Here is a 25,410-nt window from a genome sequence, read left to right on the forward strand (position 1 = left end):
TCAAACTCTGTCTGCACGTTCCACTGACCGCTACAGGTTCGTCGCTGGTTGCCGAAACTGAATTGCTTTATTCTGCTGCGCTTCGGCGTGGGGGCGCCGCGCCAGTCAGGGGGCGCCATCGCCCCGCATGCCCAGCCTTCTCTCTTCTACTCTCGGCGGGTGATCTCATGGTGGCATTGCAGCAGCGCTCGATCGATGCGATTCGTGGCCAGGAAACGGCGTTGTTGGCTGCATGGCTGAGCTCCAGCCTGGGCAGCGATGGACGTATTTCCCGGCAGGACGTCGAAACCCAGAGCGCGGACTTTTTGCATCTGCTGGTCGCTTCCCTGAAGGACGGCGGCAGCAGCCTGGATAGCGCCGACTGGAGCGAGGTGCGTCGTTTCCTGGAAAACCTCTCGCGCGACCGCGCCACCCGTGGCTTCGATTCGCAGGAAACCGCCAACTTCATCTTCTCGCTCAAGCGGGTGCTGTTTGCGCTGATGCAGCGCGAGTATGCCGATGCGCCGGAGGATCTCGGCCAGCAGCTGTGGGCGCTGTCCGAGCTGCTGGACCGTCTGGGCCTGTACACCGTCAAGGCGTTCCAGAAGACCCGCGAAGACATCATCGTGCGCCAGCAGGAAGAAATGCTGGAGCTGTCCACCCCGGTGGTCAAGCTGTGGGAGGGCGTGCTGGCACTGCCGATGATCGGCACGCTGGATTCGCAGCGCACCCAGGTGGTGATGGAGTCGCTGCTGCAGCGCATCGTCGACACCGGCTCGGAAATCGCCATCATCGACATCACCGGCGTGCCCACCGTGGACACACTGGTGGCGCAGCACCTGCTCAAGACCGTCACCGCGATCCGCCTGATGGGCGCCGATGCCATCATCAGCGGCGTGCGCCCGCAGATCGCGCAGACCATCGTGCACCTGGGCCTGGACCTGCAGGGCATCGTCACCAAGGCCAACCTGTCCGACGCTTTGGCGCTGGCGCTCAAGCGCATCGGCGTGACCGTGGGCAAGGCGGGCTGACATGGAGCGCATCCCGATCCTGCGGATGGGCGACCTGCTGCTGGTCACCATCCAGGTGGACATGCACGACCAACTGGCGATGACGCTGCAGGAAGACCTGTCGGAAAAGATCAGCGCCACCTCCGCGCGCGGCGTGCTGATCGACATTTCCGCACTGGACATCGTCGACTCCTTCATCGGCCGCATGATCAGCACCATCTCCGGCTTGGCGGCAATCATGGATGCCAGGACCGTGGTGGTGGGCATGCAGCCGGCCGTGGCGATCACGCTGGTCGAGCTGGGCCTGACCCTGCCGTCGGTGCGCACCGCGCTCAATGTCGAACGCGGCATGCGCCTGTTGCAGCAACCCGATCACGCTTCATGACCACCGGTTCGCAACCGGTGCGCACCGAACAGGATGTGGTGCTGGCCCGGCAGACGGTACGCAAGCTGGTAGTGCAGTGCGGCCTGCGTCTGGTCGACCAGACCAAGCTGGTCACCGCAGCCAGCGAGCTGGCCCGCAACACCGTGATCTACGGCGGCGGCGGCGACATGGATTGGGCCCTGGTGGAAAGCGGCATCCGCAAGGGCGTGCAGCTGACCTTCCGCGACGAGGGCCCCGGCATTCCCGACCTGGATCTGGCGCTCACCGATGGCTGGACCTCCGGCAGCGGGCTGGGGCTGGGCCTGTCCGGCAGCCGTCGGCTGGTGGATGATTTCGTGCTGGACACCGCAGCCGGCAAGGGCACGCGGATCACCATCACCAAATGGAAGTGATGCTCGCCGGCGAGGTTACGCGCGCGTTTCGCGTCGACGAAACCAGCCAGGTCGGGCAGGCACGCCGCGAGGCGGCGGTGCTGGCTCAGGCGCTGGGTTTCGATGAGGCCGCCTGCGGGCGCGTGGCGCTGGTGGCTACCGAGCTTGCCACCAACATGGTCAAGCATGGACGTGGCGGCGTGCTGCAGTTGTCCACGGTCGCCACCGCCCAGGGCATGGGTGTGGAGATCTGCGCCATCGACGGCGGCCCCGGGTTCGCACTCGTGGACGGCCTGCGCGATGGCTATTCCACCGCCGGCACGCCAGGCATCGGGCTGGGTGCGATCCAGCGCCAGGCGCAGGTGCTGGATGCGTATTCCGATGCCAAGGGTGCGGTGGTGATGGCACGGTTGTTTGCGCAGCAACGCGCCGAGCTGGACCTGCCGTACGGCGCCATCCGCCTACCGCTGCACAACGAAACGGTGTGCGGCGATGCCTGGCATCTGGCGATTGGCGGGCAGCGGGCGACCGTTACCCTGATCGATGGCCTGGGCCACGGTCCGGGCGCCGCCGATGCCGCCGATGCCGGCGCGCGCGCGGCGGCGACGGCCCGCGGCGAACCCGGCGAGCGCATCGCGCAGCTGCATGCCGGCATGTCGGGTACCCGCGGCGGCGCGGCCGCGGTGATGCAGTTCGACAGCAGCACCGGCCGGGTGCGCTTTGCCGGGGTGGGCAATATCGTCGCCTCGCTGTGCGATGGCGACGGCGTGCGTGGCATGCCGTCGCATCCGGGCATCGTCGGGGTGCAGTTCCGCAAGGCGCAGCCGTTCGATTTTGCGGATGCCGCCGGCAAGCTGCTGGTCATGCACAGCGATGGCCTGCAATCGCGCTGGAACCTGCGCGATCACCCGGGCCTGCTGTCGCGCCATCCGCGTCTGATTGCGGCGGTGCTGTTGCGCGATTACACGCGTGGCCGCGACGATTGCGGCGTATTTGTCATGCGGCTGGGAGGCCTGCAATGAATGCTTCCGGTGAGACACCGCCGCTCGATCCGCTGGCCGAACTGGATGCGCTGCGGCGGCAGAACCAGGCCCTGCGCGAAGAGTTGGAAGAGACCAACCAGGGTGTGCTGGCGCTGTATGCCGAGCTGGATCAGCAGGCCGAACAGCTGCGCGATGTGTCCGAGCTCAAGAGCCGCTTCCTGTCGTACATGAGCCATGAGTTCCGCACCCCGCTCAGTTCGATCCTGAGCATCACGCGGCTGCTGGAAGACGGCATGGACGGGCCGCTGACCGCCGAACAGGCCAAGCAGGTGCGCTTTGTCAGCGCCTCGGCGCGCGAGCTCACCGAGATGGTCGACGACCTGCTGGATCTGGCCAAGATCGAGGCCGGGCGCATCACCATCTCGCCGGGCTGGTTCGACCTGATGGACCTGTTTGCGGCTTTGCGCGGCATGTTCCGCCCGCTCACCGATGCCGGCAGCACCACCTTGATCTTCGAAGACCCGCCGGTGCTGCCGATGCTCTATACCGACGACAAGAAGCTGGCGCAGATCCTGCGCAACTTCATTTCCAACGCACTCAAGTTCACCCCGCAAGGCCATGTGCGCGTATTCGCGCAGCTGGAAGGCGAGACCCATGTGCGCTTCGGCGTGCAGGACACCGGCATCGGCATTCCGGCCGAGCTTCACGACGCCTTGTTCGAGGATTTTGTACAGGTGGATTCGCCGTTGCAGAAACGCCTCACCGGCACCGGTCTGGGGCTGTCGATCTGCAAGCGGTTTGCCGAGTTGCTGGGCGGCACGGTGGGGATCAACAGCGTGGTCGGGCAGGGCTCGGAATTTTTCGTGGTGCTGCCGGTCACGCTGGCAGCGGAGGATGCACTTGGGCAGTAAGCCACACATTCTGGTCGTCGACGATAACGCGGTGACGCGTTATTCGGTGCGCCGCGTGCTCGAACACCATCAGTTCGTGGTCGAAGAAGCCGGCACCGGCACCGACGGCCTGGCCAAACTGGCCGAGCAGGCATTCTCTGCGGTGGTGCTGGACGTCAATCTGCCGGACATGAGCGGCTTTGACATCGTGCGCACGCTGCGCGCCGAGCCGCGCACCGCGTTGTTGCCGGTGGTGCACGTGTCGGCCGCGTCGATCGCCACCGGCGACATGATCACCGGCCTGGAGGCCGGTGCCGACGCCTACCTGATTCACCCGGTCGACCCCAGCGTGCTGGTCGCCACGCTGCGCACCCTGCTGCGCGCGCGCCAGGCCGAAGACGCCTTGCGCATCAGCGAGGCACGCTTCCGCGAGATCTTCGAGCACATCAGTGCACCGATTGCGGTGGTCGATGCGAGCTTGCACACGCATGAGGCCAACGCGGCGTTCCAGCGCTTGATCGGTACCGTCACGCCCGGCGAGGCGCTTGCCGTACCCGGCGTGGACCAGGCCGCCACCGTGCAGGCGCTGACCAACGCACTGGCGCAACGCGAGCGCTGGAGTGGTGCCTTGTCGATCCTGCGCGAGGGCAAGGTGCGCGAAACCGAGTGGCGCGTGTCGCCGTATCGCGAACCGGATCTGGGCCTGCTGCTGGTCGAGGACGTCACCGAACAGCGCCTGCGCGAGCGTGAGCAGCGCCAGGAGCTGGATACCGCCACCACCGAGCTGGCCCACCAGATCGCCGAGCGCCAGCGCACCGAAATCCAGTTGCTGCAGGCGCAGAAGATGGAGGCGCTGGGCAAGCTCACCGGCGGCATCGCGCACGACTTCAACAATCTGCTGACCAGCATCATTTCCGGCCTGGACATGATCCAGCTGGCGGTCGAGTCCAACCGCATCGAGCGGGTGCCGCGGCTGGCCGAGATCGCCACCGGCTCGGCGCATCGCGCCGCCGCACTGACCCAGCGCATGCTCGCCTTCGCGCGCAAGCAATCGCTGGATGCGCAGGCCTTCGATATCAACACACGCGTGCGTTCGCTGGAAGACATGCTGCACCGCTCGATCGGCGAGAACATCGTGCTGGAGCTGGAGTTGGCCGACACGCCACTGGTGGCGGTGGCCGATGCCAACCAGCTTGAAAACGTGGTGCTCAACCTGGTGATCAACGCACGTGACGCCTTGAAGGGTCGGGGTACCATCCGCATCCAGAGCGCGGCCTACACCGCGCAAGGCGATCCGGAACTGGACGATGGTGATTACGTGGTGCTGAACGTGATCGACAATGGCAGCGGCATCGAACCGGCCATCCTCAATCAGGTCTTCGAGCCGTTCTTCACCACCAAGCCGATCGGCGAGGGCACCGGCCTGGGCTTGTCGATGACCTATGGCTTTGCGCGCCAGTCCGGCGGCACCGCACGCATCACCAGCACCGTGGGCCGCGGAACCACGGTGGCCTTGCTGCTGCCGCGCGGGCTCACTGCCAGCGCGGTGCCGCCGGCACCGGCACCGAGTTCGCCCCGTACACGCAGCGAGCGCATCTTGCTGGTGGACGACACCGATGTGGTGCGCATGATGGTGAGCGAGGTGCTCAGCGATGCCGGCTACCACGTGGTGGAAGCCGATGATGCCAACGGCGCGCTGGATCAGTTGCGTGCCGGGGTGGAGATCGATCTGGTGGTGTCCGACGTCGGCCTGCCCGGCATGAACGGGCGCGACATGGCCGACGTGGCGCGCGCGCTGCGGCCGGGCCTGCCGATCCTGTTCATCACCGGCTACGCCGAAAACGCCGCCACCCGCCAGGAATTCCTGGCCGACGGCATGGCGCTGCTGCCCAAGCCTTTCAGCCTCAACGATCTGCTCAACATGGTCGGGCAGATGCTCGATAGCAGCGTGATCGCCGCCCGCGCCTGACGCGGTTTACGCGCGTAGGCGCCAGCTGTCGGTGCCTGCGCCTGCCGCGCGACGATGACGATGTGCCGCGACGCCTCAGGCGTTGCGTGCGTCCAAACCAGCGTCCAGCTGCGTGTGTTTCAGGTGTGCGCCGCCTGTGCCTGACACGCCGTGTTGCACGCGCTGGATGCCTTTCCAGTGCGCCGGCAGCACCGGCGTGTCGTTGGCGTGCGTGCGCTCACTGCGCGTACGCGTACGGGCCGAACGTGGCACCCAGGAAACCGCCGGCGCTGTCGGTACTGAGCATGCGGGCATCGCCCTGTTCCTGCAGCGTGTGCCACTGGCCGCTGCCGACTGCGTAATCCACATGCACGCGTGCGCCATCCAGGGCGAAGCGCAGCGTGACCGGTTGGGTTGCATCGGCCAGCGGCGCGCGCGCCAGCACCACCGACATGCCGGCATCCTCGCGCACCAGCAGTAAGGCCAGGTAATGCGTTTCCCTGGCGACGATCGCCAGCCCCGCCTGTTCGCCCGCTGCCAGCGTGCTGCCATCGACGGTCGCCGCCAGCGTGGCGTGGTGATGCTGCAGACGGTGGCCCAGATACGCCGGCTGCCCGCGGCCGATATCGCCCAGCGCCACGCTCGAGGGCGTGATGCGCAGACCCTGCGGGCCGGTGACATACCACGGCGCCGTTGGCGGATGGATGGTCATCCATTGCATCGGCACGCGCGCGTCCTGGAAATGCTCGCTCCACTGCATCGGCCCGCTGGTGGGTGCGTCCTGCGTGCCTGCCGGCAGCGGCGGGCGCGTGGCAACCGCAGGCACAGCCGTGCCGTGCGGCAGTATCACCGGCCAGCCGTCGCGCCATTGCACCGGCAGCAGGAAGGTTTCGCGACCCAGGGTGTAGTGGTTGCCTTGATACGGGCGGGTGGCCAGGAATACCGCCCACCAGGAGCCGTCCTGCAATTCGACCAATTGCGCGTGGGCGGCGGAGGTAATCGGCGCGCTGCGGCTGGGGTCCAGATCGCGCTGGGTCAGCACCGGATTGCCGCTCCAGGGCTGGTAGGGCCCGGCGATCTGGCGGCTGCGGTAGATCATCTGTGCATGCTGCTCGCCGGTGCCGCCCTCGGCTGCGGTCAGGTAGTAATAGCCATCGCGACGGAACAGGTGCGGGCCTTCGATATGCTCGGGGTTGCTGGCCGGCTGGAAGCCCGCATCCACCAGTACCTGGCGCGTGCCGACCAGTTTCATGCTGGCCAGATCCAGCCGCTGCAGCCAGATCGCGCGGTGCCCGTCGTAACGCAGCTTGCCTGCCGGCACATCGTTGTTGACCAGCCAGGCGCTGCCGTCGTCGTCGAAGAACAGCGATGGGTCGATGCCCTTGGCATCCAGCCAGATCGGGTCCGACCAGGGCCCGGCCGGATCCTTGGCGGTGATCAGGAAATTGCCGCCATCGCAGTAGAAGCAGGTGTTGGCGATGTAGAAGGTGCCGTCGTGGTGGCTGATGCTGGCGGCGAACAGGCCGCGGGTGAGTTCGTCGTTGCCGTATTTGATCTGATCGGGGCGATCGATCGCGTTGCCGATCTGCGTCCAGTGCACCAGATCGCGGCTCTTGAACACCGGCAGGCCGGGGAAATAGCCGAAGCTGGAATTGACCAGATAGAAGTCGTCGCCGACGCGGACCGCCGACGGGTCAGGATGGAAACCGGCCACGACCGGGTTGCGGTACTGTGCCGCGGTCGGTATCGGGCCGCCGTCATCGCCCTGGTAGTCGATCCGGCTGATCACCGCGCTGCCGGCCTGCGCCAGCTGACAACTCACTGCGGCCAGTACGCCCGCCATCCATCCAAGTCGTTTCAAGCTCTGTTCCTCTCCGCTGAGCGCGTCCGCATGGCGCCAGCATGACAGCACGCGGCCAGCGCAGGCATGCCGTTTCGAAATGCCTGGCGCGCGCCGCGGCATGGCTCTGCAACGGCGGCCATGTGCGCAACGCCACGCTTGCCATAGAGCTGCAACATTGCTGACATATCGTGCGCGCGGCGCCACCTTGCGTCGTCGGCCGGCATGCCCGGTGCCGACGGACGCTGGAGTGGCCAACAACAGGTGGCGAGCAGGTGTCAGGTGGGTGCGGACGGTGGGGGAGGAACCGGCGTGTACGAGTGCGACGTGCCGATTCCAAGTACCGGCCGTGCCCGCCTGATCGCCGCGCAGTCATGTTGATCGCCACGTTTGCCTCCGTGTCACCCCTCGCGTCACCTACCCAAGGATCATCTCGCATGTCGTTGTACTCGTCTGTCTCCGCGTCCCTGACGTCCGCCACCACGCACGCACCCGCACGCCGTCGCGCCGCCTTGCAGCGCACGCCGCTGGCGCGTGCCTGCGCCGGCCTGCTGCTTGCCTCGCTGGCCGCTGCTGCCTCTGCGCAGCAGGCGCCGACGCGCCAGGGCGAGGGTGAGGGCAGCCCGACCGCGCTGGATACGGTCACCGTCACTGCCGAACACCGCGAGCAGAACCTGCAGGAAGTGCCGGTGTCGGTGGGCGTGGTGCAGGGCGCGGCGATGCGCGAGTTCACCGCCGGTGGCGACGACACGCTGCTGGCGCTGTCCGGCCGCGTGCCGGGCTTCTATGCCGAGACCACTACCGGGCGCATCTTCCCGCGCTTCTATATCCGTGGCCTGGGCAATATCGATTTCTACCTCGGCGCTTCGCAGCCGGTGTCCATCATCCAGGACGACGTGGTGCTGGAACACGTGGTGCTCAAGTCCAACCCGGTCTACGACGTGGACCAGGTCGAAGTGCTGCGCGGCCCGCAGGGCACCTTGTTCGGCCGCAACACCACCGCCGGCATCGTCAAGTTCGACACCATCAAACCCGGCGATACCTATACCGGCCGCGTCGATGCCAGCTACGGCAGCTACAACACGGTATCTCTGGACGGCGGCTTCGGCGGCCCGATCAACGACGTGCTGTCGTTCCGCGTGTCGGCCCTGTACCAGCACCGCGACGACTGGGTGGACAATACCTTCGCCGGCAGTAGCGCCGACGGCACGCGTACCCCGCGCAAGGATGCGATGGGCGGCTACAACGACCGCAATGCGCGCCTGCAGTTGCTGCTCAAGCCCAACGACGCGTTCTCGCTGCTGGGCTCGGTGCATACCCGCGACTACGACGGTACCTCCACGTTGTTCCTGCGCAATGCGGTCACGCGCGGCAGCGACAAGGTCGACGTGCCGCGCGATCGCGTGGCCTACGACGAGGCGCACGACAACCCGCAGGCGTATCAGACCGACGGCGGCTCGATCAAGGCGATCTACGATTTCGGCGGCGTGTCGCTGACCTCCATCACCGCCTACGAAACCACCTCCGGCTATAGCCGTGGCGACACCGATGGCGGCGCAGCGGCGAACTACCCGGTCAACGGCGTGCCGAACGGCTTCGGCCAGTCGATGGGGCAGATCCGCGACCTGGACCAGTACACCCAGGAACTGCGTCTGGCCAGCGAAGGCGACGACGCTCTGCAATGGCAGGTGGGCGCGTTCTACTTCGACGGGCGCGATACCACCGATTTCTATCAGCGGGCGTATTTCCTGCAGACCGCCGCGCGCAACCCCAACAACTGGGTGCGCCTGCGCAACACCAATACCTCCTGGGCCGGGTTCGGGCAGCTCAGCTACAAGGCCACCGACGCGCTCACCCTGACTGCCGGTCTGCGCCAGACCAAGGACAGCAAGGAAACCCGCCTGCTCAAGACCGCCGATACCGCGGCCGGTGCGGTGACCTATCGCGGCCGTCGCGACGTGCGCATGTCCGACACCCAGCCCAGCTGGGATCTCAGCGCGATGTATGAGATCAATCCCGAGCTGAGCGTCTATGCGCGCGTGGCACGCGGTTTCCGCGGCCCGACCATCCAGGGCCGCAGCGCGGTGTTCAATTCGGATTTCACCACCGCCGATTCGGAAACCATCCTGTCGTGGGAGGCCGGCATCAAGAGCAGCCTGTTCGACAATCGCCTGCGTCTGAACGTCAGCGGCTTCACCTATACGGTGGACGACATCCAGCTCAACGGCAACGACTCGGACGGCAACGGCGTGCTGTTCAATGCCGACAAGGCCAAGGCCTACGGCCTGGAGGCGGATCTGGACTGGCGCCCGATCTCCAACCTGTCGCTGACCGCCGGCCTGAGCCTGTTGCATAGCGAAATCCACGACGATCGCGTCTACGCGCAGGCCTGTGCGCTCAACGGCGTGGTGGTGTGCACGGTCAACGACCCGACCATCCGCGTCGGTGCCAACACCTTTGCGCAGATCGACGGCAACCCGCTGCCCAACGCGCCCAAGTACAACCTCAACCTGGCCGCGCGCTACGACATTCCGGTGGGCAACGATGGCGCCTTCTTCGTCTCCACCGACTGGAACAAGCAGGGCGAAACCAGCTTCGTGCTGTACGACTCCACCGAGTTCCGCGCCAACGGCAATTTCGAAGGCGGCCTCAAGCTCGGTTACACCGGCGGCTATGGCGCGTGGGAGGTGGCGGCGTTTGCGCGCAACATCACCAACGAGAAGAACGTCAAGGGCGTGATCGAAAACTACATGGCTGCGGTGTACAACGAGCCGCGCGTGGTGGGTGTGTCGGTCAACGTCAACTGGCAGTAAGAGCGACTGAAAAGTCGCCAGCGGCTGCACAGTGCTCTGGTCAGCCGCTCCCGGTGCTTGATCGATCGACTGCATCACTGCGCGTGTGCCGCAGTGATGCCGATCGTAGAACGTAGAACAGACCCGCTGCGTGCATCATGCAGCGGGTTTTTTTGTGTCAACGGCTGCGCAACACCGACTGCACCCAGCTGACGATCTGCGCGCTGCTCACCGCGCCGGAGTGACGGCCCAGCTCACTGCCGCCGCGGATGACCAGCAAGGTCGGGATGCTGCGGATGCCGAAGCGCGTGCCCAGCGCCGGATGCAGATCGGTATCGACCTTCGCCAGCCGGACCTGCGGTTCGAGCAGTGCCGCGGCTGCGGCAAACTGCGGCGCCATGCTCAGGCACGGCCCGCACCACGGCGCCCAGAAATCCACCACCAACGGCAGCGCGCTGCGCACCGCATGCTTGTCGAAATCGGTGCCTGACAGCGCCACCGGCGTGCCCAGGAACAAGGGCTTGTGGCAACTGCCGCAGTTGGGGGCATCGCGCAGACGCGCAGCTGCGACACGGTTCATCGCAGCGCAGCTCGGGCAGGCGATCAAAAGCGGTGCGTCGGTCATGCGGTGGTCTCCGGTGGCAGGCAATGCAGTCGCTGCGCCCGCGCATCGTGGGCGGCGAGCGCGGCTGCATGCGGCCCAGTGTAACGGCCAACGCCGAAGACCCGGTGCCGTCGGCCACTGCCGCAACACCGGGTGTGCGGCGCTCATGCCACAAGCTGGCGCACGCGCTGCAGTGCTCAGCCCGATTGTCCCAGGCTCAGGATCGGAATAAAGCCGCCGTAGATCAGTCGCTTGCCATCGAACGGCATCGGGTTGACCGACGGGTCCATGCGCGGGTCGTCCATCATCTTGCGCATGCCCGCATCGCGGGTCGCCTTGTCCGGCCATTCGATCCACGAAAACACCACGGTTTCGTCCTCGCCGGCAGCGACCGCGCGGTGGAAGTCGGTCAGTTGTCCATGCTGGACGTCATCGCCCCAGCACTCCACCACGCGCAGCGCGCCATATTCGATGATGATGGCATCGCCCATGCGGGCATGTTCCAGAAACGCGGCCTTGTTGGCCGTGGGTACCGCGAGTGCAAATCCATCCACATACGACATGACCACCTCCTCGGACATGGCGCACGACGTGCGCCGGATGATGACGACAGATGCTGGTGCGATCGAAACAGGCTGGAACGCTGCGCCGGGACGGGGCGTGGAGTACGAGCATACGGCGCATCCGTCATGCGGGCACTGGTCGCGCCCGCATGACGATGCAAACCGTCTTCGTGCCGGCTTCCGTTGTCGGACCGCATGCGCCGCGCGCTGCGTGAGGCGTCCTGGATGAGTTCGTCAGAGGGATTATGTTGTCGCGATGGGCTGGGGTTGCGACAGGCCGCCAGCATCGGGATTGCATGGGTTTCGATCGCCCCTCACGCCTTGCCGGGTGCGCCGTGGCGGCAGCCCGGCGTGCTGCCCGGCCGCCGCATGGCCGCGACTACGCGGCCAGGTTGTGTCGCCGCAGCACGGCTTCAAACACCACGTCGCCGTCTTCGTTGCGCGCCTGCAGCGTGCCGCCGTGCGCCTTGACGAACTGGTCGGCGATGAACAGGCCCAGCCCCAGGCCCTGGCTGGCATGGAAGCTGGCCTTGAACGGCTCGAACAGGCGCGGCATCAGGCTGTCCGGGATGCGCCCGACATTGCGCACCGACAGCCGCAGCGTGTCGCGTTCGCGTCCGTCCAGATGCACCCGCACCGGCTGGCTGCCGCCATGCAGCACCGCATTGCCGACCAGGTTGGACACGACCTGGGCCAGGCGATCGCCGTCGCCATCGCCGTCCAGATCGCCTTCGGTACGCAGGTCGATCGGCGTGTGCGGGTTGGCCTGCGCCACTTCGCCCACCACGCTGTGGGTGACTTCGCCCAGATTGCAGGGGCCGAACTGCATCGACAGCCCGTCGCTGCGCAGGCGCGAGAAATCCAGCAACTGCTCGACCATCCGTGCCATCCGCCGCGCGCTGTTTTCCAGGTGATCGAGCGTGCGTGCGGCCGAGCCATCGGCCTCCACATCCAGGCCGAGCTTGTCGGCGCACAGCAGGATCACCGACAGCGGCGTACGCAGGTCGTGGGTGAGCACGGCCATCATGGTTTCGTTGAGCGTAAGCGCGCGTTCCAGCGAGGCGTTGCGTGCCTTGAGCAGGCGCCGCTGCTGGTACAACTCGATGAACACATTGACCTTGCTCAGGATCACGTGCGGCTCGATCGGCTTGTGCAGGAAATCCACCGCGCCGGTTTCGTAGCCCTGGAAGGCGCGCATCGGATCGTTCGGCGATGCGGTCAGGAAAATGATCGGCACATGCCGGCTGCGCTGCGAGCCGCGCATCAGTTCGGCCAGCGAAAAACCGTCCATTTCCGGCATGTGCACATCCAGCAGCGCCAGCGCCACATCGTGTTCGAGCAGCAGCTCCAGCGCCTGCGCGCCTGACGCGGCACACAGCACCTGGAGGCCGTCGCGCTGCAGCAGCGCTTCCATCGCCACCAGGTTCTGCGGCACGTCGTCGACGATCAGCAGCTTGGCGGGTTCGTCGCCGTTGCCGTGCGCAGCCAAGCCGGTCGCGGTGAGATTCATGGGTGAAAGGCTTCCAGTCGGCTGCAGATCGCCTGCAGGGTGAGCACCGCATCGGCGCCAGCATAGGCGAGAGCGGAGGCGGGCATCAGCGGTGAGGCGGCATCGTCGGGGCGCTGGATCCAGGCGGTGCCACCGACTGCGCGCACCGCCGCCACGCCGGCGCTGCCGTCGCTGCTGGCGCCGGTGAGCAGGATCGCCAGCAGGCGCTGCCCGAAGACGTCGGCCGCCGATTCGAACAGCGGGTCGATCGCCGGGCGCGAGAACAGCACCGGTGCATCCATCGACAATGCCAGGCTGTCGCGCGTTTCCACCAGCAGATGGTAGTCGGGCGGGGCGATGGTCACGCTGCCGGCAAGCAGCGGCTGCTTGTCTTCGGCCTCGCGCACCGGCAAGGCGCAGCGTGCATCCATCAGCTCGGCAAGATGGCTGGTGCGGTCGCGCGGCAGGTGCAACACCACCAGTACCGGCATCGGCAGGTCCGCGGGCAGGCTGGACAACAGCGCCTGCAGGGCCATGACGCCGCCGGCCGAGGCACCGATCACCATCGCGTCGAACTGCGCCGCCGCCGCGTGCAGCGCGTTCATGCCGCCGCCTTGCGGAACAGGCGCTGCTCGCGCGCCACGGTTTCGAACGCCTGCGCATGCGCCCCGAACTGCAGCGACTCCTTGCTGCCCAGGCCCAGGAACCCGCGGTGCACCAATGCATCGTGGAACAGGCCCACGGCACGGTCCTGCAGGCTGCGGTTGAAATAGATCAGCACGTTGCGGCACGACACCAGGTGTACTTCGGAGAACACCGTATCGGTGGCCAGGCTGTGGTCGGCGAAGACGATATTGCGCTTCAACCGGCGATCGAACACCGCGCCATCGTAGGCGGTGGTGTAGTAATCCGAGAGCGAGCCGCGGCCGCCGGCATCCAGGTAATTGCGGCTGAACTGCGCGATGCGGTCGATGCCGAAGGCGCCGGCCTCGGCCATGCCCAGTGCTTCGGGATTGATGTCGGTGGCGTAGATCACCGCCTTTTCCAGCAGGCCTTCTTCGTGCAACAGGATCGCCAGCGACCAGACTTCCTCGCCGGTGCTGCAGCCGGCCACCCACAGCTTGATCGATGGATAGGTGCGCAAGACCGGCACCGCATGCTCGCGCAACACGCGAAAGTAGGCCGGGTCGCGGAACATCTCCGACACCTGCACGGTGAAGAACTGCATCGCCTGCGCAAAGGTGTCCGGTTCGTGCAGCAGGCGGTGCTGCAGATCGGCCACGCGCGTGCACTCCAGGCGTGCCATCGCGTGGCGCATGCGCCGGCGCAGCGACGACACCGCGTAATCGCGGAAGTCGTAGTGGTAGCGCTGGTAGACCGCTTCCAGCAGCACCCGCAGCTCCAGGTCGAACAGCTCCACCGCGTTCATTGCCGCGAGCACCACACCCGGCACAGCGACACCAGCTTGTCCACGTCGATGGGCTTGGCGATGTAGTCGTTGGCACCGGCCTCCAGACAACGTTCGCGGTCGTCGGCCATGGCCTTTGCGGTCAGCGCGATGATCGGCAGATCCTGCCACTGGCGGTTGGCGCGGATCTGGCGCATCGCGGTCAGGCCGTCCATCTCCGGCATCATGATGTCCATCAGCACCAGGTCCACTTCGTGCTTGGCCAGATGTTCCAGCGCCTCGCGGCCGTTGCGGGCGATCTGCAGCGTCACGCCCAGCGGCTCGAGCACGCTGGAGAGCGCAAAGATGTTGCGCACGTCGTCCTCGGCCAGCAGCACGGTGGCGCCGTCCAGCACCGCGTCGCGGCGGCGCGCTTCGCGCAGCAGGCGTTGCTGGTCGCTGGGCAGCGAGGCTTCCACGCTGTGCAGGAACAGCGTCACCTCATCGAGCAGGCGTTCGGGCGAGCGCACGCCCTTGATGATGATGCTCTTGGAATAGCGGCGCAGGCGTTGTTCCTCGTCGCGGGTGAGCGCGCGCCCGGTGTAGACGATGACCGGCGGAAACGCGACTGCATCGTTGCCGGCCATGCGCTCGAGCAGGTCGTAGCCACTGCCGTCGGGCAGCGCCAGATCGGTGACCATGCAGTCGAAGGTCGAGCCGGCCAGCTGCTGCATCGCCTCGGCGATGCTGCCCACCGCGATGATCTCCAGCTGATCGCGCGCCAGCAGCAATTGCAGATTCGCGCGCAGCGCGCTGTCGTCCTCGACGATCAGCAGGCGGCGTACCGCGCGTGCATTGGTGTCTTCCAGTTGACGGATCGCGCCCGCCAGCAGCTCGCGCGTGGCCGGCTTGATCAGATAGCCCACCGCGCCCAGTTCCAGCGCAATCTGGCTGCGCTCCAGCGCGGACACCACATGCACCGGAATATGGCGCGTGGCCGGATCGCGCTTGAGGCGCTCGAGCACGCTCAGGCCGGACGCATCCGGCAGGCCGATATCGAGCAGGATGCCGCTGGGACGCAGTTCGGCGGCCAGGCGCAGCGCTTCTTCGGCGCTGGGAGCCACCACGCAATCGAAGTCCAGCTCGTGCGCCAGGTCGACCAGCGCCTGTGCAAAGCGTGCTTCGTCTTCCACCGCCAGGATCAGCCGGCCGGGGCGGGTGCGTTGGTCGCGATCGTCGTCGGCACGCTGCAGCGGCGGGGCGGCAGCTGCCGGAATCGGCAGCGGCATCCCCGCGGACGCACCCGTTGCGCGCCCATCGAGGCGCGAGGCCATGGCCGTGCCACTGGCAGATTGCGACGACGGCGCAGTGCCGATCGCCATCGCGCCCGCGTTGGCCTGTGCTGCAGTGACCGGCTCGGCCGGCGCGCCGTCGATCGGCAATTCCAGCGTGAAACAGCTGCCGCGTCCGGGCTGGCTGTCCACCCGGATGCTGCCGCCCATGCGCTGGGCCAGGTCGCGCGAGATCGACAGGCCCAAGCCGGTGCCGCCGTAGCGACGGCGCGTGCTGCCATCGGCCTGACGGAACGCTTCGAAGATGATCTCGGTCTGTTCGTGTGCGATGCCGATGCCGGTGTCGTTGACCTTGAACAGCACTCGTCCCGGCGTGTGCGCCTGGATCGACAGGCTGACGCTGCCGTGCTCGGTGAACTTGATCGCGTTGGCCAGCAGGTTCTTGAGGATCTGCTGCAGGCGCTGGCTGTCGACGACCAGTTGCGTCGGTGCGTCCGATTCGGCAGCCAGCTGCAACGCCAGGCCCTTCTGGCGCGCCAGCGGCTCGAAGGTTTCGCGCAGGCGCTGCAGCACCGAGCTGGTGGCGACGGTTTCGTCGGCCAGTTCCACATGCCCGGCCTCGATCTTGGACAGGTCGAGAATGTCGTTGATCAACGCCAGCAGATCGTTGTTGGACGACAGGATCGCCTGCGCGTATTTCACCTGCTCGGGGCTGAGCGTGCCGTCCTTGTTGTCCGACAGCAGCTTGGCCAGGATCAGCGCGCTGTTGAGCGGCGTGCGCAGCTCGTGCGACATGTTGGCCAGGAACTCGGATTTGTAGCGCGAGGCGGTGGACAGCTCGTTGCTGTTGCGCACCAACTGATTCTGCGCGATCAGCAAGGCCTGCTTCTGCGCTTCCAACGCCTGGGTGCGTTCTTCCAGCTGCACGTTGGTCTGTTCCAGCTCGGCTTGCTGCAGTTCCAGATCGCTCTGCGACTGCTGCAGGCTGCGGCTTTGTTCCTCCAGCTCCTCGTTGGCCACGCGCAGCTCTTCCTGCTGGGTCTGCAGCTCTTCGCTTTGGCGCTGGGTTTCTTCCAGCAGGGCCACCAGCTGTGCGCGCAGCAATGCCGTACGCAAGGCCAGGCCGATGTTCTCGCCGCAGCGCGTGAGGAGTTCTTCCTCGCGCGTACGGGCCGTGCCCGGCGCAGCGGCGCGCCCCAGCTCGAGGATGCCGATCACCCGCCCATCGGCGATGACCGGTGCCAGCAGCAGTTCCTGGCAGGCGCTGCGGCCCAGGCCCGAGGCGATCTGCAGATGTCCGGCTTCCACACCGCGCACCCGGCGCACCGTGCCGCTACGCAAGGCCTCGCCGAGTTGGCCGGCATCGGTCGGCAGTGTCCTGGACACATCGGCCGGCAGCGCGGCGCCGCCGGTCAGACGCAGGCGTTCGCCCTCGATGCGATACAACGCGCCGACCTGCGCATCCAGCGTGTCGCACAGCGCGCGCACGGCGGCATTGGCCAGATCGTCGGGGCTGTGATCGCCGCGCAAACTGGCTTCGACGGTGTTTTCGGCCTGCTGCAGCCACAGCGCCAGTTCGGCCTGGCGGCGCGCGCGGATCGCCTGCATCACCACCAGCGCCATCGCCAGGAACGACACCCCGCCGATGCTGCGGTTGATCGAGGAAAAACTCGAGCTGGTACTGGACGGCGCCAGCTGAAAACCGACGGCCAGCAACACGCACGAGAGCGCGGCGACCACCAGGGGCACCTGCACGCGATTCTGGAAGACCGTCACGCCCACCGCGACGAAATAGGTCAGCCACACCGCATAGCCGAGCGGCGTGACCAATTCCACGCCGAGCGTTCCGGCCATCAGGGCCCCCGCGATCACCCACACCCAGCGGTCGCGTGTGGTCGAGATGTTCTGCATAAAGGCGCGGACCGGACGGGGAGGGCGGTCATGGTAGCCGATAACTTTCACGCGCAAATCGCCGGGATTTTGACGCTCTGCAGCCGGGTCGGCTTGCACGCAGCCTTCACGCACTCGTCACTATGGTCGCGCGCTTTTCCGGGGGAAAGTTGCGTGATGGATGCGGAAACGGCCGTCGACAGTGCGGGGCCGCTTTCTCACGACAGCCGGCAGTGCCAGCTGTTGGTGCAGAGCGTGTCCGATTACGCGATCTACATGCTCGATACGGGCGGCCACGTGTGCAGCTGGAATCCCGGCGGCGAGCGCATCAAGGGTTACACCACCGCCGAGATCATTGGCTCGCATTTTTCGCGCTTCTATCTGCCGGAGGATGCGCAGGGCGGCGAACCTGCCCGCAATCTGGACACCGCCAGACGCGAGGGGCGTTTTGCCACCGAAGGCTGGCGGGTGCGCAAGGACGGCAGCCGCTTCTGGGCAAGCGTGGCGATCGAGCCGGTGCTGGAATTCGGTGTGCTGGTGGGGTTTGCCAAGGTCACCTGCGACATCGACCAGCGGCACCAGGCGCAGCAGCTGTTGCAGCATGCGCAGCATGCCCTGCTGCAGTCGCAGAAGGTGGACGCGCTGGGTCGCCTGACGCTCGGCATGGCGCACGATTTCAATAACCTGCTGACCGTGATGGTGACCAGCCTGGACCTGATCGCGCTGCGTGCCGGTGACGATGCGCGTACCCGCATGCTGGTGGACGCGGCGCAGACGGCAGTCGATCGGGGCACCTTGCTGACGCGCCAGCTGCTCGCCTTTGCGCGCGGGCAGCGCCTGATTCCCGAACGCCACGGCGCCAACGCGGTGGTAACGCGCTCGCTGGAGCTGCTGCGGCGTGCCTGTCCGGCCGGGATCGTGCTGTCGCTGGCGTTCGCCGAACAGTTGCCCGATATCCGCGTGGACCCGGGCCAACTGGAGGCGGCCTTGCTCAATCTGGTGTTCAACAGCTGCGATGCCATGCCGGGCGGCGGCACCATCGTGCTGGAAACGGCGCTACAGCAGCGTGCTGCGCCATCCGATCCGCATGGCCGGCCGCGCGCTTACGTCAGCATTGCCGTACGCGATGATGGCCCCGGCATGTCGGCACACGTGGCGCAATGCGCCAGCGAGCCGTTTTTCACCACCAAGGACGTGGGCAAGGGTTCGGGCCTGGGATTGAGCCAGGTACACGGCTTTGCGTCCCAATCCGGTGGCTTCGTCGAGCTGGACACTGCGCCTGGCCGCGGCACCACCGTTACCCTGTTTCTCCCGGCCATCGAGGAGGCTGAGCATGACTGAATCCCTGCGTCTGTTGATGGTGGAAGATCAGCAGGAATTGCGCGAACTGATCGGCGAGGCGCTGCGCGACGCAGGCATCACCGTCGAAACCGCCGACGACGGCCACACCGCCTTGCGCATGCTGCGCGAGAACGGCCCCTACGATGTGGTCTTCAGCGACATCCGCATGCCCAACGGCATGTCGGGCATCGAACTGAGCGAACACGTGGCGCAGCTGCTGCCGCAGGCGCGGGTGATCCTGGCCTCGGGGTTTGCAAAGGCGCAATTGCCGCCGCTGCCGGCGCAGGTGGATTTCCTGCCTAAACCGTATCGCCTGCGTCAGCTGATCGATGTGTTGAAAGGCGTGGCAACCAACGCCTGAGCGTTGGCTGCGGTGTCCTGCGCTGCAGGGGCCGTGACCGAGCGTCCTGCGCCTGCGCTGCTCAACGGCTCTGGTAATACACCTTGTCGATGGCGATCTCCACTGGCGCAGCCGGCGGATCGGCCACCAGCATGAACATCTGTTTGACCGCCTGCAGATCCAGGTCGTAGAACGCACTGAAGGGAATGCTCACCTCATGCCAGGCGCCATCGCGCACCAGGCCGTACTGATTGCCGCCCGCGACAAAATCCACCCAGCTGTCGCCAAAGCTGGTGTTGATGCCGATCTTGAAGGTCGATGGCGTGGTGGTTTTCAGGTGCAGCTTCAGCGCGCCGCCGGCATAGGCGGCCATGTTGCGATAGTCGGTCTGGATGCCCAGGCCATACCAGGCACCGGCGTTGGCGCGGTAGGCCATCACGTTGCTGCCTTCGAACGGCGCCTGCGCAATCGGGGTGAGGTTGTTCCACAGATACAGCTCGGCATCCTGGCCGAAGTTGAGTCGCCCGCTGGTATCGGCCTGCTCGGTGAACACCCCAAATCGCCCTGCGGGCGCTGCGTGTTGCGCACCCACATACAGTTGCGAACCGGGGTTTTGATACAGGCGGATGTAATCGATCTCCATCCTGCCCGGCAACGGCGCGGTCACCGCCGCAGGCGAGGTGATGCCGGTATAGGTGCCGCCCACGGCGAGATTGAGCAGCAGATACTGCTGCTGATGGAATTCGTGCAGCGAGGCACCTTCGATATTGGAGATCGCAAACTCGAAGTATTGCTGGCCATCGATCGACACGCGGATGAACTGCGGGTCCCAGGTCAGGCGGTACACATGGAAGTCGGCATGCAGATCCACCGGGCTGGTGTAGCTGGTGTCGTAGTCGGCCTGCTGGCCGTTGTAGTCCCAGTGCACCGCAGCGCCGATACGGCGATTGGCGGTGCCATTGGCGATCGCCGCGGCCATGCCGGCTTCCAGCAGGTCGATCTCGCCGCGACCTGGCCACACGCCGATGGTGCCCAGCATCCAGTACGCCGGCCATAGCCCGTTGCCCACCACCGGCGTCTTGATGCGCGCCTCCAGCGTGCCGTATTTGAAGTGCATGCGGCCTTCGGTCTTGAGACGCGCCGAGGTAAACGGCATGCCCTGGAACGCTTCGCGTCGCGCTTCGATCACCAGCCGGCCGTTATCGATACGCGCGTTTTCGGCGCGGCTGGTGTAGTACTGCATCTCCCCGTTACCCCAGCCGCACAGGCCGATCTGACAGCCGTTGCCGACGTCGTAGGTCCACTTGTTGCCATCGATGCCGGGGCCATTGAAGTTGTCTTCCCAGACCAGGGTTTGCGCGTGCGCACCTGGCGTCATCGCCACTGCGCATAGCAAGGCGAACTGCACAGCGACACTGCGTAGCATGTTCATTGCGTGCGTCTCCAAAAAGTGGACCGACGTCCAGGGAGAGGTGACGCTGCGCAGCGGCTACTTCAGTGTCAAAGCAATTGTGTGGCGCGTTTCAGTTCCGTGGTGTTCATTCCGGAATAATCCATCATTGGCATGACGGCGGTCGCAGACTGCATGGGGCGGATGCTGCGTGGCAGCAGCTAGATGCGGATGTTTCGTTCTGGCGCGACGGCATCTGTGGCGTCCAGGTCACTGCATTCAAGCCGGCAGATGCTTCGAGCGCCAACGCATGCACGCGTTGGCAGGCTCTGGAGTGGCTACGGCGCTGGGAACGCCATCGGAATGCCACCGTGGTGGGCAAGCCGCGTGCTGCGGCACATCGATGGCCTTGCGGATGCATCGGCACGATTGCCTGCGGCAGCGTTTCGCGCATGCCGCATACGCCAGACTCAATGCCCGGCATGCACCGTCCAGGCCACCAGCCGTATCACCAACGGTCGCACCACCAGCACGCAGCAGAACGCGGTGGGCATCGCAATGCGGTAGGCATCCAGCACGCGCCACAGGTAGCCGGGGGCAAGGCCGGTATTGGCGCCGGTGATCACCAGGCACATCAGCAAGGCCATGATCGCGGCCATATAGAACGCGAACACGAACGGGGTGGTGCGCACGCCGAGTTTCCAGCGCGGGCGCAGCAATGGGGAGGAGGGGGGAGATGACGACATGCTGTGGCCTTTGGTTGCCGCGGATCGGCGTGATGGGCAGCACTGTAGAGACGCCACCGCGGGCGGGGTAGATCGCGTAGCCTTGCGGCTTACGTAAGAAAAAATTATGAATCCTTTGGTAATACTTGCCTGACCAATGAACATTCTTCAGTCCATCCGTAGCTTTGTCAGTACTGTCGATGCCGGCAGCATTGCCGGAGGCGCCAAGTTGCTGGGGATCAGTGCGGCTGCGGTCAGCCAGAACATTGCGCGGCTGGAGCAGCACCTGGGCGTGCGTCTGCTGCACCGGACCACGCGCAGCCTGGCGCTGACCGAGCGCGGCACGCTGTACTTCGAGCAGGTGCGGCAGCTGGAGCGCGACCTGGAGCGCGCGCGCCAGTCGGTGGCCGGGCCGCAGCAGGCGCCGGCGGGGCGCTTGCGGGTGGCCAGCACCGCGGCCTTCGCACGGCACGTGCTCGCCCCGATGCTGCCGGCCCTGCGTCAGCAGTACCCGCAGCTGGAGATCGAGCTGCTGTGCACCGACCGGGCGGTGCAGCACGCGCAGGAAAGCGTGGATGTCAGCCTGCGCATCGAGGCGCAGCTGGAAGACGGCCTGGTCGCACGCTGCATCGCCCAGGTGCCGCTGGTGGTGTGCGCAGCGCCCGAGTATCTGGCGCGCTGCGGGACGCCGCAGGGTGCGGACGACTTGAAATATCACGATTGCCTGCTGTTGCGTTATCCGGTCGACGGGCGCTGCCTGCCGTGGAATTTCGTGCGCAATGGCGTGCGCTTCCAGCCGGAACTGGGCAAGGCAATGGTCAGCGACGATATCGATGCGCTCGCCACCATGGCCGCGGCCGGCGGCGGCATCGCGCGCCTGGCCGCCTATGTCGTGCAACCTTACCTGCAGCGCGGCGAGCTGCAGCCGCTGTTTGTCTCCGATCTCGGCAGCACCGCCCAGGCATTGCCGGAGCCGCTGCGGATCTACCTCTGCGTCGCCGACCGCCGCGACTTCACCCCGAAGGTGCGCGCCTTCATGGAGCACGTGCTCGAACGCCTGCCGGTGCAATGGCGTACTGCCGAGCCCGCGCCGGCGCCGGCTCATGCAGCGACCGGGGTGTAGCCAGCATCTGACATCTGGAGAGCGCCTGGTCCGTGCGCTGTTCGACAGGGCGCACGCGGGCGTGACGTGCTGATGCGTGATGGATGCCACGTTGCTTGAGAGCGAACGACGCTGAAGACGCAGTTTGCGCAGTCGTCGTTCTCGACCAACGACTAAGGCGGCAGTTGATGCCGCCGTCGCCATCGCTCACTCCAGCTTGAGCATCACAATCGAGCGCGCCGGCAGCGAGACAGTCACTGCGTTGCCTTGCATGCGTGCTCCCTTGAACGCCTTGGGTTCCACCGCATGTGGCTGGGCAAAAGTGTTGTGCGCAGTGATCGCCGGCCCGGTCAGAATCTGTCCGGTCACCCCGCGCGCCGTCAGGCCATCCACCTGCACAATGACGCTCGCGGCCGACGTCGCATCCAGATTGGTCAGGGCGATATAGACGTGTCCATCCCTGGCCTTGACCGCCGAGCCGTGCACTGCGGGCACGTGGACATCGCCGTGGCGATACTCGGGTGTCTGCAGGCGCAACGGCAGCTGGGTGGCATCCTGGTAGGGCTTGTACAGCGCGAACACATGGTAGGTGGGCGTTAGCACCATCTTGTCGCCGTCGGTGAGGATCATCGCCTGCAGCACATTGACCATCTGCGCGATATTGGCCATGCGCACGCGTTCGGCATGCGCGCTGAAGATGTCGATGTTCAACGACGCCACCAGTGCATCGCGCAGCGTGTTCTGTTGATGCAGGAAGCCCGGGTTCGCATCCGGCAGCCCGGCGTACCAGGTGCCCCATTCGTCCACCACCAGCGCGACCTTCCTGCCCGGGTCGTAGCGGTCCATGATCGCGCTGTGTTTGCGGATCAGCTCGTCCATCACCAGCGTGCGCGACAGCGTGTCGATCCAGGCGGCTTCGTCGAAGTCGGTGGAGGAGGCGCGCGGTGGCCAGCCACCTGGCACGGTGTAGTAATGCAGGCTCAGGCCGTCCATCAGCGTGCCGGCCTCGCGCATCATCACCTCGGTCCAGTGGTAATCGTCGTTGTTGGGGCCGGGCGCGATCTTGAGGATCTTCTGATTGGCCGGGGCCTTGACGAAGGTCTGGTAGCGCCGATAGACGTCGGCCGCGTATTCCACGCGCATGTTGCCGCCGCAGCCCCACAGCTCGTTGCCGACGCCGAAGTAGGGCACCTGCCACGGTGCGTCGCGGCCATTGGCGCGGCGCTCGTTGGCCAGGCTCGAGCGGGTCGGCGCCGTCATGTATTCGGCCCACTGCGCGATCTCGTCCGGCGCCGCATTGCCCACATTGCCGGCGATATAGGCCTGGGTGCCGAGCAGCTCGGTGAACTCCATGAACTCGTGCGTGCCGAAGCGGTTGGACTCTTCCACGCCACCCCAGTGCGTGTTGACGCTGACCGGGCGCTTGGCCGGCGCACCGACGCCATCGCGCCAGTGGTATTCGTCGGCAAAACAGCCGCCGGGCCAGCGGATGTTGGGCACCGCAATCGCCTTCAACGCTGCCAGCACATCGTTGCGATAGCCGCGCGTATTGGCAATCGCCGAGTCCTCGCCGACCCACACCCCGCCGTAGATGCCGGTGCCCAGATGCTCGGCGAACTGGCCGAACAGCTGTCGCGACACCTGCGCACCGGGCTGGCCCACGCGCAGCGTGCCGGTCACCTTGACCTCGGCCGCGGGGGCGGCGAGCGCGCTGGCGAGCAAGGCCGCGCCAACGACAGCCTGCAACAGCCGTCCCGGTGAGATTCGCAAAGCGGGGGAAATCCACTGCATCGGCTTGGCGCTCCTATGCTGATCGATCGAGGTGGTCACACGCCGCTGCGGGGCGGGCGCGTCGCTAGCCTAGTGCCTGCAATGGCAAGTTGTCGCTGCATCGCAATCAATCAGCCAGGGCTGGCGCAGGTCTCGCCGACACGATCATCGCATCGCACGCCAGGATGTGCGCCGGGGCATGGTCGGCGACCGCGCTCCCCCGCTATGCTCGCCAGCTTCCAGTATCGGCAGGACGATCCATGCAGCGAGTGTTCGGGCAGTTGCCAGACGGTGTCGAAGTCCACGCGCTCACGCTGCGCAGCACTGCCGGGCTGGAGGCGGAGGTGCTCACCTATGGCGGCATCCTGCATGCGCTGCGGCTGACCACCGAGCATGGGGTGGTGCCGCTGCTGGTGGCATTGCCGGATCTGCCGGCCTACGCCGCCGATGGCGACAGCCTCAATATCCTGGTCGGCCGCTTCGGCAACCGCATCGCTGGCGCGCGCTACACGCTGGATGGGGTCACCCACACCCTGGCGGCCAACGAAGGGCGCAACCAGTTGCACGGCGGCCTGCGCGGCTTCGGGCGGCGCGTGTGGAGCGTGCTGGAGCAGGCACCGGACCAGGTGCTGCTCGGTTACGACTCGCCCGATGGCGAAGAGGGCTATCCCGGCAATCTGCAGGTGCGTGCGAGGCTGCAATTGCGCGGACGCAGCCTGCAGCTGGACTTCGAGGCGCAATGCGATGCCGCCACCGCGTTGAACCTCACCCATCACCCGTACTTCAACCTATCCGGCGACCCGCATCGGCGCGCCGCGCTGCAGGTGCTGCGGGTGCCGGCCGATCGCTATCTGCCGGTGGATGCCGAATCGATCCCGACCGGCGAAATCGCCTCCGTCGCCGGTACGCCGTTCGATTTCCGCCATGCTGCCGCGTTGGCCGACAAAAGCGATCCGTCACATCCGCAGGTGGTGCTCGGCAAGGGCTACGACCAATGCCTGGTGCTGGCCGCCGGGGCCGATTGCGTTGCCGAGTTGTACTCGCCGCACAGTGGCGTGGCGCTGCGCATCAGCAGCGACGCACCGGCGGTGCAACTCTACGAAGGCCAGCATCTGGACGACCACCATCCCGGACTCGGCCGCGGCGTCTGCCTGGAGCCGCAGGACTACCCGGACGCGCCCAACCACCCCAATTTCCCATCGACGATCCTGCGGCCCGGGCAGGTCTACCGCCGCCGCATCGCCTATCACTTTGCCAGCCCGGGGCCGGATCAGCCGTGGGCGGCGGTGAGCGCTGCGCTGGACGCCTGAGCGCGGGTG

General features: G+C 66.3%; 21 protein-coding genes and 1 other RNA gene. 11 read left to right on the forward strand and 11 right to left on the reverse strand.

Translation table 11 applies throughout. From position 1 onward, the window contains the following. The first annotated feature begins 167 nt into the window (after nucleotides 1-167). The 6 genes from ABQ039_RS06080 to ABQ039_RS06105 are packed head-to-tail and all read left to right on the forward strand — an operon-like array spanning nucleotide 168 to nucleotide 5,587. Nucleotides 168-1,010 (forward strand): STAS domain-containing protein, encoded by an 843-nt coding sequence (locus ABQ039_RS06080; protein ID WP_046342035.1) that lies wholly within the window; start codon nucleotides 168-170, stop codon nucleotides 1,008-1,010. 1 nt (nucleotide 1,011) lies between these two features. After that, nucleotides 1,012-1,374 (forward strand): STAS domain-containing protein, encoded by a 363-nt coding sequence (locus ABQ039_RS06085; RefSeq protein ID WP_104552896.1) that lies wholly within the window; start codon nucleotides 1,012-1,014, stop codon nucleotides 1,372-1,374. After that, nucleotides 1,371-1,766 (forward strand): ATP-binding protein, encoded by a 396-nt coding sequence (locus ABQ039_RS06090; RefSeq protein WP_016901512.1) that lies wholly within the window; start codon nucleotides 1,371-1,373, stop codon nucleotides 1,764-1,766. The genes ABQ039_RS06085 and ABQ039_RS06090 overlap by 4 nt, the downstream gene beginning before the upstream one ends. Continuing rightward, nucleotides 1,757-2,767 carry an ATP-binding protein gene (locus tag ABQ039_RS06095; RefSeq protein ID WP_349778533.1) on the forward strand — a complete coding sequence of 337 codons (1,011 nt, stop codon included), beginning with the start codon at nucleotides 1,757-1,759 and terminating at the stop codon, nucleotides 2,765-2,767. The genes ABQ039_RS06090 and ABQ039_RS06095 overlap by 10 nt, the downstream gene beginning before the upstream one ends. Beyond that, a complete protein-coding gene (locus tag ABQ039_RS06100) occupies nucleotides 2,764-3,639 on the forward strand; it encodes a sensor histidine kinase KdpD (protein WP_024938083.1) in 876 nt (291 codons plus the stop codon). The genes ABQ039_RS06095 and ABQ039_RS06100 overlap by 4 nt, the downstream gene beginning before the upstream one ends. After that, nucleotides 3,629-5,587: a response regulator gene (locus ABQ039_RS06105; RefSeq protein WP_104568783.1), complete on the forward strand. Its 1,959-nt coding sequence runs from the start codon at nucleotides 3,629-3,631 to the stop codon at nucleotides 5,585-5,587. Before ABQ039_RS06100 ends, ABQ039_RS06105 begins: the two co-directional genes overlap by 11 nt. A 217-nt stretch (nucleotides 5,588-5,804) precedes the next feature. On the opposite strand, the gene ABQ039_RS06110 is transcribed toward ABQ039_RS06105, so the two are convergent. Continuing rightward, nucleotides 5,805-7,409 (reverse strand): family 43 glycosylhydrolase, encoded by a 1,605-nt coding sequence (locus ABQ039_RS06110; RefSeq protein ID WP_349778547.1) that lies wholly within the window; start codon nucleotides 7,407-7,409, stop codon nucleotides 5,805-5,807. Between the two features lie 249 nt (nucleotides 7,410-7,658). Then, nucleotides 7,659-7,735: non-coding RNA, sX9 sRNA (locus ABQ039_RS06115), on the reverse strand. 108 nt (nucleotides 7,736-7,843) lie between these two features. On the opposite strand from ABQ039_RS06115, the gene ABQ039_RS06120 reads away from it, so the two are divergent. Then, the gene (locus tag ABQ039_RS06120; RefSeq protein WP_039520026.1) at nucleotides 7,844-10,219 is read left to right on the forward strand and encodes a TonB-dependent receptor; all 2,376 of its coding nucleotides are present in this window, start codon (nucleotides 7,844-7,846) and stop codon (nucleotides 10,217-10,219) included. A gap of 157 nt (nucleotides 10,220-10,376) precedes the next feature. Here ABQ039_RS06120 and trxC read toward each other — a convergent pair whose 3' ends face one another. The 6 genes from trxC to ABQ039_RS06150 form a co-directional block, all read right to left on the reverse strand. Beyond that, nucleotides 10,377-10,823 carry a thioredoxin TrxC gene (gene trxC, locus ABQ039_RS06125; protein WP_016901506.1) on the reverse strand — a complete coding sequence of 149 codons (447 nt, stop codon included), beginning with the start codon at nucleotides 10,821-10,823 and terminating at the stop codon, nucleotides 10,377-10,379. Nucleotides 10,824-10,999: 176 nt separating this feature from the next. After that, nucleotides 11,000-11,365, reverse strand: a complete 366-nt coding sequence (locus ABQ039_RS06130) for a DUF1428 domain-containing protein (RefSeq protein WP_349778534.1) — start codon at nucleotides 11,363-11,365, stop codon at nucleotides 11,000-11,002. 379 nt (nucleotides 11,366-11,744) lie between these two features. Continuing rightward, nucleotides 11,745-12,875, reverse strand: a complete 1,131-nt coding sequence (locus tag ABQ039_RS06135; protein ID WP_102252541.1) for a hybrid sensor histidine kinase/response regulator — start codon at nucleotides 12,873-12,875, stop codon at nucleotides 11,745-11,747. Continuing rightward, nucleotides 12,872-13,459 carry a chemotaxis protein CheB gene (locus ABQ039_RS06140; protein WP_184611071.1) on the reverse strand — a complete coding sequence of 196 codons (588 nt, stop codon included), beginning with the start codon at nucleotides 13,457-13,459 and terminating at the stop codon, nucleotides 12,872-12,874. Before ABQ039_RS06140 ends, ABQ039_RS06135 begins: the two co-directional genes overlap by 4 nt. Next, nucleotides 13,456-14,307 carry a protein-glutamate O-methyltransferase CheR gene (locus ABQ039_RS06145; protein WP_172454412.1) on the reverse strand — a complete coding sequence of 284 codons (852 nt, stop codon included), beginning with the start codon at nucleotides 14,305-14,307 and terminating at the stop codon, nucleotides 13,456-13,458. Before ABQ039_RS06145 ends, ABQ039_RS06140 begins: the two co-directional genes overlap by 4 nt. Continuing rightward, the gene (locus ABQ039_RS06150) at nucleotides 14,280-17,444 is read right to left on the reverse strand and encodes a response regulator (protein WP_184611069.1); all 3,165 of its coding nucleotides are present in this window, start codon (nucleotides 17,442-17,444) and stop codon (nucleotides 14,280-14,282) included. Before ABQ039_RS06150 ends, ABQ039_RS06145 begins: the two co-directional genes overlap by 28 nt. A gap of 156 nt (nucleotides 17,445-17,600) precedes the next feature. Here ABQ039_RS06150 and ABQ039_RS06155 point away from each other — a divergent pair, with 156 nt between their 5' ends. Both ABQ039_RS06155 and ABQ039_RS06160 read left to right on the forward strand, forming a co-directional pair. Next, a complete protein-coding gene (locus tag ABQ039_RS06155) occupies nucleotides 17,601-18,764 on the forward strand; it encodes a PAS domain-containing sensor histidine kinase (protein ID WP_046342045.1) in 1,164 nt (387 codons plus the stop codon). Next, on the forward strand, nucleotides 18,757-19,125 hold the full coding sequence (locus ABQ039_RS06160) for a response regulator (protein ID WP_102581770.1): 369 nt from the start codon (nucleotides 18,757-18,759) through the stop codon (nucleotides 19,123-19,125). The genes ABQ039_RS06155 and ABQ039_RS06160 overlap by 8 nt, the downstream gene beginning before the upstream one ends. Nucleotides 19,126-19,186: 61 nt before the next feature. Here ABQ039_RS06160 and ABQ039_RS06165 read toward each other — a convergent pair whose 3' ends face one another. Both ABQ039_RS06165 and ABQ039_RS06170 read right to left on the reverse strand, forming a co-directional pair. After that, entirely contained in the window at nucleotides 19,187-20,536 is a 1,350-nt protein-coding gene (locus tag ABQ039_RS06165; protein WP_104568777.1) for a family 16 glycosylhydrolase, read from the reverse strand. A 428-nt stretch (nucleotides 20,537-20,964) separates the two neighbouring features. Continuing rightward, nucleotides 20,965-21,240: a DUF2798 domain-containing protein gene (locus ABQ039_RS06170; protein WP_039511453.1), complete on the reverse strand. Its 276-nt coding sequence runs from the start codon at nucleotides 21,238-21,240 to the stop codon at nucleotides 20,965-20,967. A gap of 136 nt (nucleotides 21,241-21,376) precedes the next feature. On the opposite strand from ABQ039_RS06170, the gene ABQ039_RS06175 reads away from it, so the two are divergent. Then, nucleotides 21,377-22,342, forward strand: coding sequence for a LysR family transcriptional regulator (locus ABQ039_RS06175; RefSeq protein ID WP_024938068.1), 966 nt, complete (start codon nucleotides 21,377-21,379; stop codon nucleotides 22,340-22,342). A 186-nt stretch (nucleotides 22,343-22,528) separates the two neighbouring features. On the opposite strand, the gene ABQ039_RS06180 is transcribed toward ABQ039_RS06175, so the two are convergent. Then, nucleotides 22,529-24,112, reverse strand: a complete 1,584-nt coding sequence (locus ABQ039_RS06180) for an alpha-L-arabinofuranosidase C-terminal domain-containing protein (protein WP_349778535.1) — start codon at nucleotides 24,110-24,112, stop codon at nucleotides 22,529-22,531. A gap of 239 nt (nucleotides 24,113-24,351) precedes the next feature. Between ABQ039_RS06180 and ABQ039_RS06185 the strand changes: the two genes are divergently transcribed. After that, nucleotides 24,352-25,401 carry an aldose epimerase family protein gene (locus ABQ039_RS06185; protein ID WP_349778536.1) on the forward strand — a complete coding sequence of 350 codons (1,050 nt, stop codon included), beginning with the start codon at nucleotides 24,352-24,354 and terminating at the stop codon, nucleotides 25,399-25,401. The last annotated feature ends 9 nt before the right edge of the window (nucleotides 25,402-25,410 follow it).

Source organism: Xanthomonas sp. WHRI 6108, from assembly GCF_040202385.2.
Classification (GTDB): Bacteria; Pseudomonadota; Gammaproteobacteria; order Xanthomonadales; family Xanthomonadaceae; genus Xanthomonas; species Xanthomonas arboricola.